This is a genomic window from Nonomuraea sp. NPDC005650, assembly GCF_040605375.1.
Lineage (GTDB): Bacteria > Actinomycetota > Actinomycetes > Streptosporangiales > Streptosporangiaceae > Nonomuraea.
This window is the reverse complement of the sequence record NZ_JBEXCR010000085.1, coordinates 16,658-31,956: the sequence shown is the minus strand read 5'-3', so window position 1 is coordinate 31,956 and position 15,299 is coordinate 16,658. Positions and strand designations below refer to the sequence as shown.

General features: G+C 67.4%; 15 protein-coding genes. 12 read left to right on the top strand and 3 right to left on the bottom strand.

The window, feature by feature from the left end:
- Window positions 1-281 precede the first annotated feature (281 nt).
- The 7 genes from ABZS69_RS64730 (at window position 282) to ABZS69_RS64700 (ending at window position 7,543) form a co-directional block, all read left to right on the top strand.
- Window positions 282-1,112, top strand: coding sequence for a hypothetical protein (locus ABZS69_RS64730; RefSeq protein WP_355394361.1), 831 nt, complete (start codon window positions 282-284; stop codon window positions 1,110-1,112).
- Window positions 1,113-1,489: 377 nt separating this feature from the next.
- Window positions 1,490-2,476: an amidohydrolase family protein gene (locus ABZS69_RS64725; RefSeq protein ID WP_355394358.1), complete on the top strand. Its 987-nt coding sequence runs from the start codon at window positions 1,490-1,492 to the stop codon at window positions 2,474-2,476.
- A gap of 13 nt (window positions 2,477-2,489) precedes the next feature.
- Window positions 2,490-3,572: a cupin domain-containing protein gene (locus tag ABZS69_RS64720; RefSeq protein WP_355394355.1), complete on the top strand. Its 1,083-nt coding sequence runs from the start codon at window positions 2,490-2,492 to the stop codon at window positions 3,570-3,572.
- Window positions 3,569-4,582 carry a fumarylacetoacetate hydrolase family protein gene (locus ABZS69_RS64715; RefSeq protein ID WP_355394352.1) on the top strand — a complete coding sequence of 338 codons (1,014 nt, stop codon included), beginning with the start codon at window positions 3,569-3,571 and terminating at the stop codon, window positions 4,580-4,582. The genes ABZS69_RS64720 and ABZS69_RS64715 overlap by 4 nt, the downstream gene beginning before the upstream one ends.
- Window positions 4,579-5,769, top strand: coding sequence for a CaiB/BaiF CoA-transferase family protein (locus ABZS69_RS64710; protein ID WP_355394349.1), 1,191 nt, complete (start codon window positions 4,579-4,581; stop codon window positions 5,767-5,769). The genes ABZS69_RS64715 and ABZS69_RS64710 overlap by 4 nt, the downstream gene beginning before the upstream one ends.
- Complete coding sequence (locus ABZS69_RS64705) at window positions 5,766-6,782, top strand: hypothetical protein (protein ID WP_355394346.1); 1,017 nt, start codon at window positions 5,766-5,768, stop codon at window positions 6,780-6,782. The genes ABZS69_RS64710 and ABZS69_RS64705 overlap by 4 nt, the downstream gene beginning before the upstream one ends.
- Window positions 6,764-7,543, top strand: coding sequence for a hypothetical protein (locus tag ABZS69_RS64700; RefSeq protein ID WP_355394343.1), 780 nt, complete (start codon window positions 6,764-6,766; stop codon window positions 7,541-7,543). The genes ABZS69_RS64705 and ABZS69_RS64700 overlap by 19 nt, the downstream gene beginning before the upstream one ends.
- Window positions 7,544-7,993: 450 nt before the next feature.
- Here the strand turns inward: ABZS69_RS64700 and ABZS69_RS64695 are convergent, their stop codons facing one another.
- Together ABZS69_RS64695 and ABZS69_RS64690 are read right to left on the bottom strand one after the other, a co-directional pair.
- On the bottom strand, window positions 7,994-9,223 hold the full coding sequence (locus ABZS69_RS64695; protein ID WP_355394340.1) for a cytochrome P450: 1,230 nt from the start codon (window positions 9,221-9,223) through the stop codon (window positions 7,994-7,996).
- On the bottom strand, window positions 9,220-9,564 hold the full coding sequence (locus ABZS69_RS64690; protein ID WP_355394337.1) for an antibiotic biosynthesis monooxygenase family protein: 345 nt from the start codon (window positions 9,562-9,564) through the stop codon (window positions 9,220-9,222). The genes ABZS69_RS64695 and ABZS69_RS64690 overlap by 4 nt, the downstream gene beginning before the upstream one ends.
- Window positions 9,565-9,700: 136 nt before the next feature.
- Between ABZS69_RS64690 and ABZS69_RS64685 the strand changes: the two genes are divergently transcribed.
- From ABZS69_RS64685 to ABZS69_RS64675, 3 genes are all read left to right on the top strand, one after another.
- On the top strand, window positions 9,701-11,422 hold the full coding sequence (locus tag ABZS69_RS64685) for a bifunctional 3-(3-hydroxy-phenyl)propionate/3-hydroxycinnamic acid hydroxylase (protein WP_355394334.1): 1,722 nt from the start codon (window positions 9,701-9,703) through the stop codon (window positions 11,420-11,422).
- A 67-nt stretch (window positions 11,423-11,489) separates the two neighbouring features.
- On the top strand, window positions 11,490-12,332 hold the full coding sequence (locus ABZS69_RS64680; protein ID WP_355394331.1) for a fumarylacetoacetate hydrolase family protein: 843 nt from the start codon (window positions 11,490-11,492) through the stop codon (window positions 12,330-12,332).
- Between the two features lie 11 nt (window positions 12,333-12,343).
- Window positions 12,344-13,270, top strand: coding sequence for a VOC family protein (locus ABZS69_RS64675; RefSeq protein WP_355394329.1), 927 nt, complete (start codon window positions 12,344-12,346; stop codon window positions 13,268-13,270).
- A gap of 40 nt (window positions 13,271-13,310) precedes the next feature.
- Here ABZS69_RS64675 and ABZS69_RS64670 read toward each other — a convergent pair whose 3' ends face one another.
- Window positions 13,311-13,814 (bottom strand): MarR family winged helix-turn-helix transcriptional regulator, encoded by a 504-nt coding sequence (locus ABZS69_RS64670; RefSeq protein ID WP_355394326.1) that lies wholly within the window; start codon window positions 13,812-13,814, stop codon window positions 13,311-13,313.
- 129 nt (window positions 13,815-13,943) lie between these two features.
- On the opposite strand from ABZS69_RS64670, the gene ABZS69_RS64665 reads away from it, so the two are divergent.
- Window positions 13,944-14,699 carry a hypothetical protein gene (locus tag ABZS69_RS64665; RefSeq protein WP_355394323.1) on the top strand — a complete coding sequence of 252 codons (756 nt, stop codon included), beginning with the start codon at window positions 13,944-13,946 and terminating at the stop codon, window positions 14,697-14,699.
- Entirely contained in the window at window positions 14,696-15,259 is a 564-nt protein-coding gene (locus ABZS69_RS64660) for a hypothetical protein (protein WP_355394320.1), read from the top strand. Before ABZS69_RS64665 ends, ABZS69_RS64660 begins: the two co-directional genes overlap by 4 nt.
- Window positions 15,260-15,299 lie beyond the last annotated feature (40 nt).

Sequence of the window (15,299 nt, the reverse complement as noted above, 5' to 3'; positions counted from 1 at the left end):
CCGACCATGCCGAGGCTGAATGCCATGATGACGCCCCTTACTGAGCTCGGCGAACCGCTGTGGTAGCGACAAGAGCGTTCCATGCCGGTTTACACATGCCGGTGACCGCGCCGCTCTCGGGAACGAGCACCAGGGTGACCTGCTGATTGCCCATCGGCGTCGCTGCTGACAACGCCCAACCTTCGAAATCGCTGATGCTCGGAGCGCAGCACCCTTTCTCCACCATTCGGTGAACTATCGTGCTACCGTAGTTCATCGGCCGGTGAAGAAAGGCTTGGAGGATGCGTGTAGTCGTAACGGGCGCGCGGATGGGGGGATTGACCCTGGCACAGGGGCTGCGCCGGGCGGGGATCGATGTCGTGGTGTACGGCGGTCTCGAGGGCGTGGTGCGGTTCGGGGCGGAGTTCGCTCGGTTCGGACAGCAAGCCGACGGCACGGTGTGGATGCGGTTCGCCGACGACCGCACCGACACCGCGGACGTGCTGGTCGGTGCGGATGGGATCGGTTCGATGGTGCGTCGGAAGTTGCTGCCGCAGGTGCAGGTGGCCGACACCGGTCAGCGCACGCTGATGGGCGCGACACCGGTGCGGGCGGCGGCCGGTACCGGACTGCCCGAGTTGACCGGCGACGACGCCACGTGCGGGTGTGCCCGCGACACGATGATGGTGCTGGGTGTGCTGCGGTTCGGTCGGCGACCGACCGCGGCGCGTGACCGGTTGCTGCCGGACCTGCGCAATCGCGCCGTGGACTACGTGATGTGGGCAACCCCCGCGACGCAGGAGTGGCTCGGGCCGACCGGCTCGCCGGAGCAGACGTGGCGCCGCGCCCGGGAGCTGGTTACCGAGTGGCATCCGGCGTTGCCGCGGATCGTCGAGCATGACTGGCGGGAGCGAACGGTTCCGCTGCGGATCGGCACGATTGCGGCGATGCAGGCGTGGGCTCCGAGCCCGGTGACCGTCATCGGTGACGCGATGAGCATCCACGAGCTATCACATCGGTCACGATCGAAGTTCGCCACGGTCGCTGAAGGCCGGCGGTCGGGCCGGCGGTCGGGCTTTTGCACCCTGCTCGGCCCACCCGCCATCGCCGCGTGCGCCTGGCGGAGCCGGTGAATCCTGAAGGCGGGAGTACCCGCGTGACGCCGAGTGTCAGCGCTCACGCAGCACAGACGACCAGGGCAGGCCCCGTACCCGATGGGGGTGGGAGGTGTTCGAGCTGGTCGCGGCGACGAACACCGTGGCGATGAGATCGTGCGCAACACGCGGTTCCGGCGAGGGCGGTCGCCCGGCGGGCCCCGCGGTGACCGCACACCCTGTGCCCTACCGGCATCCGAGGGAGGCAGTCCTGTCTGCCTCCACCAGCATCAAGGCCACCGTCAGCCGGTGACCTCCGCGGGGCGATTGCCGCACGGCACCCGACGGCCGACACCGGGCCCGGCCAGGCCCGACCGCCCAGCTGGCCTGGGTGGATAAGGAAGGAGACAGCGCCCATGCTAAAGATCATCGCTCTCGAAGAGCACCTGGTCACGGCGGGGATCTTCGAGGCGTGGCGGACGGTGCCGGAGACCTGGCAGTTGTACGGGGCCGCCACGGGCCGCCCGGACGTCATCGACCGGCTTTTCGACCTGGGTGAGGCCCGGCTGGCGGACATGGACGACCAGGGCATCGACGTTCAGGTGCTGTCGGTGACGCCGCCCGGGGTTCAGAGCCTCGGCGCGGCAATGGCGGTCCCGCTCGCGCGCGAGGCCAACGACGCTATCGCCGCAGCCGTCCGCGCCCACCCCCGCCGCTTCGAGGGATTCGCGACACTGCCCACCCCGGACCCCCGTGCGGCCGCTGAGGAACTGCGGCGGGCGGTCACCGGCCTCGGTCTCAAGGGCGCCATGATCCATGGCCGGACCGGGTTGAGGAACCTCGACCATCCTGGCCTGACACCGATCTGGGAGGCGGCCGCGGAACTACGCTGCCCGATCTACCTGCACCCCCAGTTCCCCGACACTCCTGTCCGTGACGCCTACTATTCGCATTTGGGGACCGTCGCCGACAAAGTCTTCGCAGGTCCCATGGTCGGATGGCACTACGAGACCGGACTGCAGCTGCTGCGGCTGGTGCTGGCGGGGACTTTCGACCGGTTCCCGACCCTGCAGATCATCACCGGGCACTGGGGTGAGGTCGTGCTGTTCTACCTCGACCGGATCACCCAGACCCAGCCCTGGACCGGACTGTCCCTGCAGCGGCCGATCGGCGACTACTTCGCGCGCAACGTCTCCTACACCGGCAGCGGGATCCTCAGCGAACGCTACCTGCACTGGACCAAGGAGGTGGTCGGCATCGACCGCATCCTCTACGCCACCGACTACCCCTTCATCGATGCCGGCAACGCCCACGACTTCCTCGACGACGCGGCCCTCACCGCGGCCGAGCGTGAAGCCATCGCACACGGCAACTGGGAGCGTCTCACCGCCCATCTCGGCTAGCGTCCAGCAACTCATGATCGGAGCGACCGACAGCATGACGACGAAGCGTTACACCTCCCCGGACCCCGAGCTCGACAGCTACTACGGCGACCTGGCAGCCAAGGATCTGCAGCCGCTGTGGGAGCTGGGCGAAATGTTCACCTCCGAACCCAAGGCCGCCGCTGTCCCGCATCGATGGCGGGCCGCCGACCTCCACGAGCTGGCCGGCCGCGCCGGGAACCTCGTCCCGATTGAACGGGGAGGCGACCGCAGGGTCATCGGGTTGGCCAACCCCGGTCTGGGCGGTGCGCCCTTCATCGCGCCGTCGTTGTGGGCCGGGGTGCAATTCCTCATGCCCGGTGAGCTGGCGCCGCCCCACCGCCACACCGCAGCGGCCCTGCGGTTCATTCTCGGCGGCCGTGGCGCCTACACCGTGGTCGACGGCGACTCCATTCCGATGACGCCCGGCGACCTGGTGCTCACGCCGGGATGGACCGTGCACGAGCATCACAATCCGGGCGACGAGCCGATGGTCTGGCTCGATGTGCTGGACTTGCCGCTGGTGATCGGTCTCGAGGCACTGTTTTTCGAACAGCGCCCCGGCAACCCCGAGCAGCGGTGTCCACCGCGCTCGGCGTCGGAGATGCTCTACGGGCAGAGCGCGGGCTTGGTGCCGGTCGGGAACCAGACGCCGGCGTTCGACGGCCCGTCCTCGCCCCTGACGGTGTACCGATGGACCGACACCGACGCTGCCCTGGACGCGCTGTTGGAGGCGACGTCGGCCGACGAGGGCACCGTGAGATTTCGGGACCCGACCCGTGCCCGTGACGTCATGCCGACCTTGCGCTGTGAAATGACACGGATGCGCGCCGGTGCGACCGGCTGCACCCAGCGGCAGACCGGATCGCAAGTGTTCACCGTCCTCAACGGCAGCGGGCGAGCGCAGCTGGCCGAGCACAGCTTCGACCTGACGGCGGGAGACATCTTCGTCGTCCCCTCCTGGGTGCCGTGGCACTTGAGCGCCGACACGCAGCTCGACGTCTTCGTGACCAGCGACGCTCCGGTACTGGAAGCGCTGGCGCTGTTTCGCCGCGACCAGGTCGAGGCATCCCGATGATTCTGCTCAGCGTCGCTGACGAAAAGCACGGCGATTCGGTCGCAGCTTTGGTCGCGCCGGGGGAGCTCGTCGACCTGCGCCCGCTGATCGGACGCGGCTGGCCGGAGGTGGGCTTCAGCCCGATGAGATGGCTCCTGCACGCCACCGGCGGCGTGCCGAGGTTCGAAGCCAGAGACCTGGAACGGCTGCCCCGGATACCGCTGGACAGCGTGGCCATCGCCCCTGTCGTGCCCGACCCATCGAAGATCATCGCAGCGCCCGTCAACTACCGAGACCACCAGGCCGAAATGCGGGCCGAACATCAGATCGAGGGCCTGGGCGTGTTTCTGAAAGCGCCGACCTCGGTGCTCGGGCACCAGGGTTCGATCCGGTTGCCCTACACCGATCGCCGGTTCGACCAGGAAGGCGAACTGGCCGTCGTGATCGCACGGCGTGCGCGCAACATCTCGGTGAACGACGCGGTCGAGGTGGTGGCGGGGTATACGTGCCTGCTCGACATCACGATGCGCGGGGGTGAAGACCGTTCCACGCGCAAGTCCTTCGACACCTTCACCCCCATCGGGCCGCAACTGGTCACCCCCGACGAGGTCGGCGACCCGACATCGCTGCGGCTGCGGACCACCGTCAACTTCACGGTGCGCCAGGACGCCGCGATCGCGGACCTGATCTGGGATGTGCCCCGCCTCATCAGCTACGCCTCCTCGGTGATGACCTTGCTTCCCGGCGACGTGATCAGCACCGGCACCCCCGCCGGTGTCGGGCCACTCGCCGACGGGGACCGCGTCAGCGTCGACATCGACGGTGTCGGCACGCTGAGTGTGTCCGTCAGCGCGGACGCGGCGATCGCGTGCCCCACCCGCGGGGCCGGCCACGGCCCACAGCCTCCCGCCCGGATAACCCCCTGGTCGCGCGCGGAATGCGCTGCGCCCCCGACCGGTACGACTCAACCGGCCTCGGATGATGCCGACCGGCCGCCGACGCGGATCCCTCCTGAGACCGGGCGTCGATGACGAGATTTCCCCTTGAGGGTGTGCGCGTGCTGGAACTCGGCAATTACATCGCCGCACCCACCACCGGACGCATGCTGGCCGACTTCGGTGCCGAGGTCATCAAAGTCGAACGCCCCGGCAGCGGCGACGAATTGCGGCGGTGGCGGCTCTACGCCGGCACTACCTCGATGCTGTTCCGCACCATCAACCGCAACAAGAAGTCCATCGTCGTCGACCTGAGGACCGAGGCCGGGCAGCGCGATGTCCGCACGTTGGCCACACAGTGCGACATCGTGCTGGAAAACTTCCGGCCCGGCACCCTGGAGAAGTGGGGCATCGGCGTCGACGCGCTCAACGCTGCAAATCCGGCGCTGATCTTCGTGCGTATTTCAGCGTTCGGTCAGACCGGGCCGATGGCCACCCATCCCGGATTCGCCGCCGTCGCCGAGGCATACGGCGGACTTCGCGAACTCGTCGGTGAGCAGGACCGGCCGCCGGTGCGAGTGGGGGTGTCGATCGGTGACTCGATCGCTGGGCTCTACGGCGCGTTCGGCGCGGTGATGGCGCTCCTTGATCGGCAACGACACCCCGGCACGTCGATTCCACTGCAAGATCGGGTCATCGATGTCGCACTGAACGAATCGATCTACTCGATGATGGAGTCGCTGGTTCCCGACTACCTGGCCTACGGAGTCCGACGACACCGCACCGGTGGACGCATGGAGGGCATCGCGCCATCCAACGCCTACCTGTGCGCGGACGCCAAATCGGTGGTCATCGCCGGCAATTCCGACGCCATCTTCCAGCGATACATGACCGTCATCGACCGTCCGGATCTGGCTGCCGATCCCGAATTGGCTACCAACGATGGTCGCTGGGCCCGGCGCGAAGAGCTCGACGACGCGATAGGCGCATGGACCGCCAGGCGGCCGCGTGATGAGGTCCTCGAGATCCTCGGCGAGGCCGGCGTACCGTGCGGCCCGATCTATACCGCGGCCGACATCGTGGAAGACGAGCAATACCTGCACCGCAACATGATTCAGTCGTTCGACGTCGACACCGGTGACGGAGCACCGACATCGGTGGGGTTCCCCGGCATCGTGCCGGTCCTCGGCGGCCGATCACTGCCGATCGACTCGATCGGACCGGATCTGGGAGCGCATACCGACGAGATCCGGCGACGCTATCTCCGCGAGAACCAATCATGACCGCCGCGCAATCGGGCTTCGACAAGACGTTGCGCCACATGATCCCGGAGCGAGAAATGAACACTTCCCGCCAATCCGGCCCGCCGGCGCACGACGGCTCGGCGATGATCCTGCGCGATGTCACCCTGCGCGACGGTCTGCAGCTGACCGGCAAGGTGCTGCCCACCGAACGCAAGCTCGAAATCGCCCGCACCCTCCTGCAATTGGGGGTCCCGGCGCTGGAGATCGGTTCGATGGCCCGACCTGACCTGGTCCCGCCGATGGCCGGCACGATGGAGCTGGTCGCCGCACTGACACCCGCGGAGCTCGAACGGTGTTGGCTCTGGGTGGCCACACCGCGGCACGTGGAGAAGGCGGCAGCCGCCGGCGTACGCAACTTCCAGTACTGCTTGTCGGTCTCGGACTCGCACAACCAGGCCAATATCGGTCGCAGTACCGAGGACAGCCTGTCGGCCATGCCGGCGGCCGTCCGCCTGGCCCGCGACGCCGGCGGCTCGATTCAGCTGTGCCTGGCCACCGCATTCACCTGCCCGTTCGAGGGTGAGGTGGATCCGCGGCGGGTGCTGGGGATCGCGAACGATCCGCGTGCGCGGGGCGCGGCGGACATCGTGCTCGCCGACACCCTCGGACAGGCGCATCCCGCGCAGGTGAGCGCGCTCGTCGCGGCGGTGCGCGACGCGTCTGCGCGGCGCCGCATCGTCTTTCACGGTCACGACACCTGGGGAATGGGGGTGGCGAACTCGCTCGCCGCCCTCGCCGCGGGGGCGAGCGTGATCGACGGCACGCTCGGCGGCCTGGGTGGCTGCCCGTTCGCGCCCGGCGCCGGCGGCAACACGGCCAGCGAAGATCTGCTGTTCGCGACCCGACCCGATTGGTTCACCCCGGCGAGCTTGGCGACGCTGGCCGATCTCACCGAGCAGCTGCTGGGCGAACTCGGCGAACCCAACCGGTCCCGCACGCTCGCCGGTGCACGTTCGGAGGCCACAGTCTTCGAGTGGGTGAGGCAGGGGTGACCGCGGCCGAGCCTCCCCCGCGCACTGCCGGCCCCTCCGCCATGACGAACGGCGGTGACGACGGGACGCCGGACGCCGCGCCGCGGGCACGGTGGCGACAATGGGCGGGCCAGACCCTGGCCGAGGCGACCGGGCGCCGCCACCGGGTCGACCCGGTCGCACCGCGCACCGGCGGCCCGGCCGGCAACGCCCGCCTGACCGCATGGACCGGGCTGGTGCTGCTGGTGTTGTTTCTCGCCGAGATCGGCACCCTGCTCGATCTCGACGGCTTCGTCAGCTGGCACATTGCGATCGGAACGCTGCTGGTGCCACCGGCACTCCTCAAGACCGTGACCACCGGCTGGCGTGTCCTGCGCTACTACACCCATCGACCCGCCTACCGGCAGGCCGGCCCGCCACCGGCGCCCCTGCGCGTCCTCGGCCCCTTGGTCGTCGTGTCCACCCTGGCGTTGCTCGGCACCGGACTCGCCCTCGTCGCCGCAGGCCCGTACGCCATGAGCCTGCTGACATTCCACAAGATCGCCACCGCTGCCTGGGTCATAACGACCGGGCTCCACACGCTCGGCCGAATTCTGCCCGCACTCCGCATCGCCGGCATCGGCCGCGAAACAACACCCCTACCTGGGCGTACCGCCCGAGTCGTAATCCTGCTGCTGGCTCTCGCCGTCGCCGGCCTCACCGCGACACTCGTCCTCACCGCCTCGCATCCGTGGGCCGCCGGCCAACACCTGACGCCTCACCAGGCAACGTACGGTCGATAATCCGGCAAGCCTGACGTTGGAGCCGACGACGAACTCGCGCTTCGGCCCGGCGTGCTGGTCGCGACAGCGGATGTCGATACCGGTCGCGGGGCTCGCCCCGGAATGTCTGCTGCTCGTAGTCGATCGGGCCGAGGTAGCCGAGGGTGGAGTGCGTCCGTCCCGGATCGGACAGGTACAACGCGACTGAACTCCGGCGGATACGACTTCATCGGGAAGCGGGACCCGGGTTCGCGTGTGCGACGTCTGCCCACATGGTGGGGTCCGCCGATCGGGGGCTTCGATCGTTTCCGCTGCGGAGCTCTGCCACGTGGCGTCGCGTGTTCGAACCCGGGTCCCCGGCATCGGGCACCAGCCTCGGGATGGGGTAACGGCGGTGCCGGGATGCCGCGCTGGTTGGCTTGATCAGTGAGGGAAGCCGCCGGGAGGTCAAGGTCCTATCGTGGGCCTGGGCTAGGGTTGCAGCTCGAGGTGCAGCGCGTCGAGGGTGCGGTTGTTGGCGCCGTGGAGTCTCCAAGTGGGGTCCGGGCCGGTGAGCTGGAGGTTGGGGAAGCGTTTGGCGATCTGGACGAGCGCGACCTGTGACTCGACGCGGGCGAGGTGCTGGCCCAGGCAGATGTGGATGCCGCCGCCGAAGGCGAGGGCGTTGATGTCCTTGCGGGTGATGTCGAGTGTGTCGGGGTTGTCGTAGCGATCGGGGTCACGGTGGGCCGCGCCGAAGAACGGTATGACCCCGTCACCCTTGGCGATCGTGACCCCTCCGATCTCGATATCCTCCGAAGCCAGTCGCAGTGGCGGGCTGGACTGCACGGAGGAGTCGTAGCGGATCAGCTCTTCGACGGCGTTGGTGGCGAGTGCCTCGGGGTCGGTGACGAAAAGCTGCCACTGGTCGCGGTTACGCATGAACGAGTGCAGCGCGTTGCCGATGAAGTGGGTCGTGGTATCCAGACCTGCGGAGAACACCAACGGCACGTTGGCGATCAGCTCCTCCTGCGAGATCAGGCCGTCTTCGTCGGCGGTGATCAAGCGGCCGAGCAGGTTGTCGCCCGGGTTGCGTCGCTCGTTCTCGACCAGTTCGGTGAGGAACGCCTCGACCCTGACCGTTCGCCGGTCGGCTTCGGCCTTGAACGATTCGGTGGCGAGTGGTTCGAAGGCGCCTTCGATCATCTCGGCCCAGTCGATGAGCAGATCGGCGTTTTCGCGTGGTACGCCGAGCACGTGGCAGATCACGCGGACGGTCAGCTCGAAGGCGAGGTCGTTGATCGCCTCCAGCTCGCCCCGGTCCTGGGCGTCGTCGAGCAGCTCATCGACGAATTTCGTCATGAGAGGCCGCAGGCTCTCGACGAACGTGCGGTTGAACGCGGTGTTGTAGAGCGCTCGTTTGGGCTGGTATTGGGGCGGGTTGGTGAACACGAACCAGTGCTGCTGGCTGCGTGTGAACGGGCGTTCAAGGTCCGTCGCCTGCCCGCTGCGCCGGCGGGTGTCGTCGACGTCGCGGACGAAGCGCCGCTCCTTGACCAGCTTTTGGATGTCCTCGTAGCGGCACAGCGTCCAGAAGGGAGCCACCGACGCGCGGTGGACGGGAGCGATCTCCCGCAGCCGGGCGTAGAGCGGGTACGGATCCTGCGGTGGGGTGGTGAGCAGCGTCGCGACGATCTGCTCGGCCTCGGCGTTCGCGCTCATGCGGCACCCCCGTTGCGGGCCGCGGGGCCCTCGTAGATGGCGCTGACGTCGTAGAGGTGCACATCCGGTTTGGCGATCGCCTCCATCGCCGCGCGCCCTTCCATCAGCTCGGGATCGGCGAGCATCGCCATGAAGGCTTCCTCGCTCTCCCATTGGGCGTAGTTGACAACGCGCAACTTGTCCCGGCTGACATGGATGTTGGCGCTGATGCAGCCGGGCCGCTGGACGACCTTCGGGGTTTGCGCGCTCGCGACCCTCAGGAACTCGTCGAAATTCTCGGGCGTCGTCGCGAAGATGTTGACCAGCGTCACGATCGAGGTCCCTGTCCGGATCTCAGTCATGGACAGCTCCTAGCTCTTGACCTTCATAGATCCCTGTCCGAGGCGGCGGCGATGGGGCAGCTGCGTCGGGTGCGGTTTCCAGGACGTTAAGTCGGGGCCATCGATGTTGTCAATTGGTTGACGAATCGTCAGTCGGTTGCGATTGTGGTTGCAGTTCGAGGGTGCGGTCGACCGCCGCAGGGACAGTGGCGGATCGACGGCTGAATTGTTGCCCTCGGGTATCTGCGGCAGCGAGGATCCCATGCAGAACTCACAACACGAGGTAGTGATTGTCGGTGCCGGCCCGGTCGGCTTGGCGACCGCGCGCATGCTCGGGCAGCGGGGGCACGACGTAGTCGTGGTCGAACGCTGGCCCGAACCGTATCCGCTACCCCGCGCGGTGCACTTCGACGACGAGATCGGCCGGGTGTTCCAGTCCATGGAGCTCGCCCGGGAGGTCACAGCGATCACCGAACCCGTACCGGACTTCTACGAGTGGCGCAACGCCGCAGGCGAGGCACTGCTGCGAATCGACTGGTCCGGAACGGGTCCGAACGGCTGGCCCACCGCGAACTTCTTTTCCCAGCCACAGCTGGAGCAACTGCTCGCCCGCGCCCTCGACTCCATGCCGAACGTGAGGTTGGTGCGCGGCGTGGACGTCGTCGATATCGAGGAACACGAGGACCGGGTCGTGGTCCGCGCCGGTGACACCCGCGTCGGGAAACCAGGCCAGATCCTGGCCCCGACCCGGGCCACCCGGAGCTTCACCGCCCGCTATGTGATCGGATGCGACGGCGCCAACAGTTTCGTGCGCAGTCGGATGCCCGTCGAGATGCAGGACCAGGGATTCTTCTTCGACTGGCTGATCGTGGACACCATCCCGACCGACGACGTGGCGTGGTCGCCGATGAACTGGCAGCTGTGTGATCCGGTCCGTCCGACCACGATCGTGTCCGGCGGCCCGGGCCGGCGGCGCTGGGAGTTCATGCGCCTGCCAGGTGAAGACGCCGCAGGACTGGCCACGAGCGAGACGGCGTGGAAGCTGCTGGCGGCGTGGGGAAGAACCCCGGACAACACGCACCTGGAACGGCACGCCATCTACACCTTCGCGGCTCGCTGGGCCGACACGTGGAACATCGGACGACTTGCCATCGCGGGGGACGCCGCCCACCAGATGCCGCCCTTCGCCGGACAGGGAATGTGCTCGGGGCTGCGGGACGCCGCGAATCTGAGCTGGAAGCTGGATCGTGTGCTGCGGGGCGTCTCCGAGCCCAGGCTGCTCGATACCTACACCAGCGAGCGGAGCCTGCACCTGCAGCATGCGATCACGATGTCGGTCGAGCTGGGCAAGGTGATCTGCGTGCTCGACCCGCGGCAGGCGGCACAGCGTGACGCGCGCATGATCGCCGACGATGCCGACCCGGCGAAGGTGCTACCGGTGCGGGCTCGCCCCGTTCTCGGGAACGGGGTCGTGGCGGCCGGATGCGCCCTGGGCGGAACTCTCGCCCCGCAGTTCGCCGTCGAGGTCGGCCACTCGCCGCAACTGCTCGACACCGCGACGGGCAGCGGCGCTGTACTGCTGCTGCATGCCGGCCGACCGGCCGGCCAACTGCTGAATCCTTCGCTGTGGCAGTCCCTCGCGACGGTTGACGGAACCGCGAAATCCATTGCCGCCGACGGCGATCCGGATCTACGCGACGCCACCGGCGCCTGGGCACGCTGGTTCGATGCCAATGCCGTTGCCGCGGTGCTGATTCGGCCCGACCACTACATCTACGGCGCTGCGCCGCACATCGAGGACGGCCACGAACTCGTAGCCGGATACGCAGCCGTCCTGCGTCTTGATTCTGTGGCCGTACCGGCCACCGGTGTCGCCTGAGCTCCGACTCGATCAGCTATCACGGGAAAAGGGAATAATGCGGGTTGCAAATCTGGACGGTCGCGCAGTGCTCGTCGTCGGTGACGACGGCGCAGAGCAAGCCGTGCCGGTCACGGCCATCTCGGGTGGGCGCTTCGGCCCCGACCCTGCCCAGCTCTACGCCGAGTGGGGCGAGTTCACCGAGTGGGCGGCCACGCTCACCACGGATACCTTGCGAACCCATGTTTGTCACCTGGATCGAGCACTGTTGGGCGCTCCGTCGCCGGCACCGCGTCAAGTATTCGCCGTCGGCCTGAACTACCGTGCGCACGCGGCCGAATCCGGATTCGACGCTCCGGAGCACTTTCCGCCGGTGTTCACCAAATACGTCTGCAGTTTCAGCGGACCGCACACGACGGTCGTATTGCCCGCGGACGGCAAGGTCGACTGGGAGGTCGAACTCGTCGTGATCATCGGGCGGAAACTACACCGGGGCGAGCCCGGCGAAGTATGGGATGCCGTGGCGGGCCTGACTGTCGGCCAGGACATCTCCGAGCGCGTCGCGCAGCTGCGCGGTCCGGCGCCGCAATTCGGCCTCGGCAAGTCGTTGCCGGGCTTTGCTCCACAGGGGCCCTGGCTGGTCACTCCGGACGAGTTCGCGAATCCCGACGACCTGGAGCTGGGCTGCTCGATCGACGGTGAGGACATGCAGAAGGGGCGGACCCGCGACCTCATCTTCTCGGTGCCGCAGTTGCTTTCGGGCTTGTCGCAGACAGTGACGCTTTATCCAGGTGACGTGGTGTTCACCGGAACCCCGCCGGGAGTCGGCATCGGCCGAGAGCCCCAGCGGTTTCTGCGGCCGGGGGAAACCTTGAGCAGCTGGATCGAGGGCATCGGCGTGCTGCACCAGAAGTTCATCGGCGAGAGGTAAGGGCGAAAACCATGGCTCTGCACGGACTGGGCAAGATCACCGTCGGTGTGCCGAACCGGGCCGAATCCATCGGCTACTACGCTGAATTCGGTCTCGAGCATCTCGGTGACGGACGGTTCGCCACCGCCAACGGCGGCGAACAGCTCGAAATCGTCCACGCCCCGCGGCGGCGCCTGGTCGAAGTATCGATCGCCGCCGACGACGTCGACGACATCGGCTCCGCCGCAAGCAAACTCACCGCCCTCGGCATCGGGGTTCAGCGCGAGCGCGAGTCCGTGCGGGCCGTGGAACCGGTCACCGGAACGGTGGTGCGGGTCCTGGTCCGGCCGCGGGTGGTGGTGGAACCACCGGCAGTGCCGACGCCTTACAACGGTCCCGGGCGTATCGACCGGCGGGGCAGGGCGCAGGTCCTCGCGCGTACCGGCCGGGTGCGGCCACGCAAACTCGGCCACTGTGTCATCGGCACCACCGATTTGTCGACGTCGATGCGGTTCTTCGTCGACGGCCTCGGATTTAAGGTCAGTGACTATATGGGCGCCAAGGCGGCGTTTCTGCGGTGTTCGGTCGAACACCACAATGTCCTGCTGATGGCCGCCCCGGTCAATTTCATGCATCACTCCAGCTGGGAGGTCGACGACATCGACGAAATCGGCCGGGGCGCGGTCGACATGCTCGAAGGCCACCCCGAGCGCCACATCTGGGGCCTGGGCCGCCACTTTGCCGGTGCCAATTTCTTCTGGTACCTCAAAGACCCCGCGGGCAACTTCTGCGAGTACTACTCCGACATGGACACCTGCCCAGAAGACGAGCTGTGGAGCCCGGAGGTGCTGCACGGTCTGCACAGCCTGTACGCCTGGGGCCCGCCTCCGCCGCCGTCGTTCCTGGAACCCGATGACCTCGCGGCGCTGATGACCGGCGCCCACTCGACCCGGGGATGAGCCGGGGTGAGCGGCGATCGACTCACCCGCTCAACCCCGGTCAGGCCACCGAACCCGGCGCCTTCGAGGCACGCTCGGGTATGTCCTGCTCCGGTCGTTCGAGCTGTTGACACAGCGTGATCAGAACGCGCTCGGCCGTCTCAAGATCTGATTCCGGGATGCGCGCTCCCAGCCGGTTCGCCCACTCCACCTGTCTGCGGTCCAGAATCGAATAAGCGGCCGACCCGGCGTCGGTGAGCTGGACGAGCGGTGATCGGCGGTGATCGGCGTTCGGCGCGAACTCCACCAGGCCTTGATCGACGAGCCGCCGGACCAGGGCGTGCACGCTCTGGCGTGTCAGCCCCATCCGGCGGGCGATCTGCGCGACGGTCAGCGGCCGCCCTCCGGCGACGATAGGGCCCATCACCTGCCATTGGGCGGTTGTCAGCGGCAGATCGCTGGTGAGCTCGTCGCCGACCGCTTGGAACGCACCGTTGGCGCGGAACGTGGCCAGTATGACCTGGGTGGCCGCGGTTCCCGCACGGGTCAGTTTCTCATCGGTCACAGGCCCATCCTCACATATTCGTCAGGTACTTGTACACACGACAGCTACTTGACGATATGTGAGCTAGCTGACAATACTGACGTCAGTCGAGGCCTTCCAGATCGGACGCGTCAGCAATCCGAGGAGACGATGATGCCCACTGCTCACACCAGCCACAGCTCACAATCCGCTCTGACCGGCGCGGTTCGGCGCATCCCCCCACCCGATGGCCGTCGGGAACCGCTCAAGATCAACGTCTATGAGCGGATGACGGGCGCGGCGACGCAGTTGCAACCCCTGTTTCCCTACCATGACGCCGGCGCCATGGTGCCCTGCGGCGCGGTCTTCACCGGTGGCCCGGACAAAGGTGAATTCGGCCAGTTTTTCCATTGGAATTCCGTCGAGGAAGTCGCCGTGGTGTTCGGCGCCAACGGCGCGTTGCTGCAAACCGGGCAGATCTTCGCCACCCAGAGGTTGCACGGGGTGAACTCGTTCCTGCGCGATCCGCGCGACCCCGAGGCGTTCGGAATGATGACGATCACCCAGCGGCAGTCCGACGACCAGCCACAGCACGAAGCGATCATCTTCCGCTGCGAGAAGTGCCACGACCAGCTGCTGCGTTTCGAGTACAACGCGACAGCCAAAGGCGTCCAGGGCTACGAGCCCGGCTCGTGGGGCGGTGATCCCGACAACGACGAGTACCCGGTCTTCAACACCACCGGTGGGGCCGTGGAGGCGGCTGCGCGATTCAGCCAGGAGTCCGTCCGGACCTGCGGCAAATGCGGTCACGTCAACGACGAGTTCCCGGTCACGACGTGGGGTTGGCGGCGGTACGTGCAGCAGACCGTCACCGCCAATCGGGCCAGGGCCGCTTTGAGCGCGGTCATCGAGGTGGTGGGGGCATGAAAAGGCGCCGGATGTTGCACGCGCTCAAGGCGGCGCAGGAGCTCGGCGACTACGCGGAGATGCCGATACTGCCGGCCGATGTGGACCCGCAGGCGCATCTGTCGCGCAACACGGTGATGCAGCCGTTCTGGCTGATCTGCAGCAAGGACACGGTGCTGGTTCAAATGTCGGGCACCGCGGTGGTCCATCTCAAGGATTCTTCGGTGAACCGGTTCTCGACGGAAATCGGCGATCACGTCTACATTCCGGCGGGAACACCGCACCGAATCGTGCCCCGCGAGGAAAGCGTGCAGCTGCGTTACAAGGCGCGGAGGCCCGACCTGGAGGCCGTCGCGTGGTACTGCACGGGCTGTGACCGGGAGTTGCATCGCGTCGACTGGGACACCGCCGAAACGGTCGCCCAGCAAGGGTATTACGACGCCTGCGCCGAGTTCAACGCGAATGAGGCGTTGCGGAGCTGCGCCGGTTGCGGCACCACGTATCCGCGCATCGACATGACCCCCTTTTCCGGGTGGCCGGAGATCGCGAAGCAGTTGCGCGACGAGCCGGCAACGGCCTGAATCGTCCCGCCCCGATCACACTCGACGAAGAAAGCTCAGA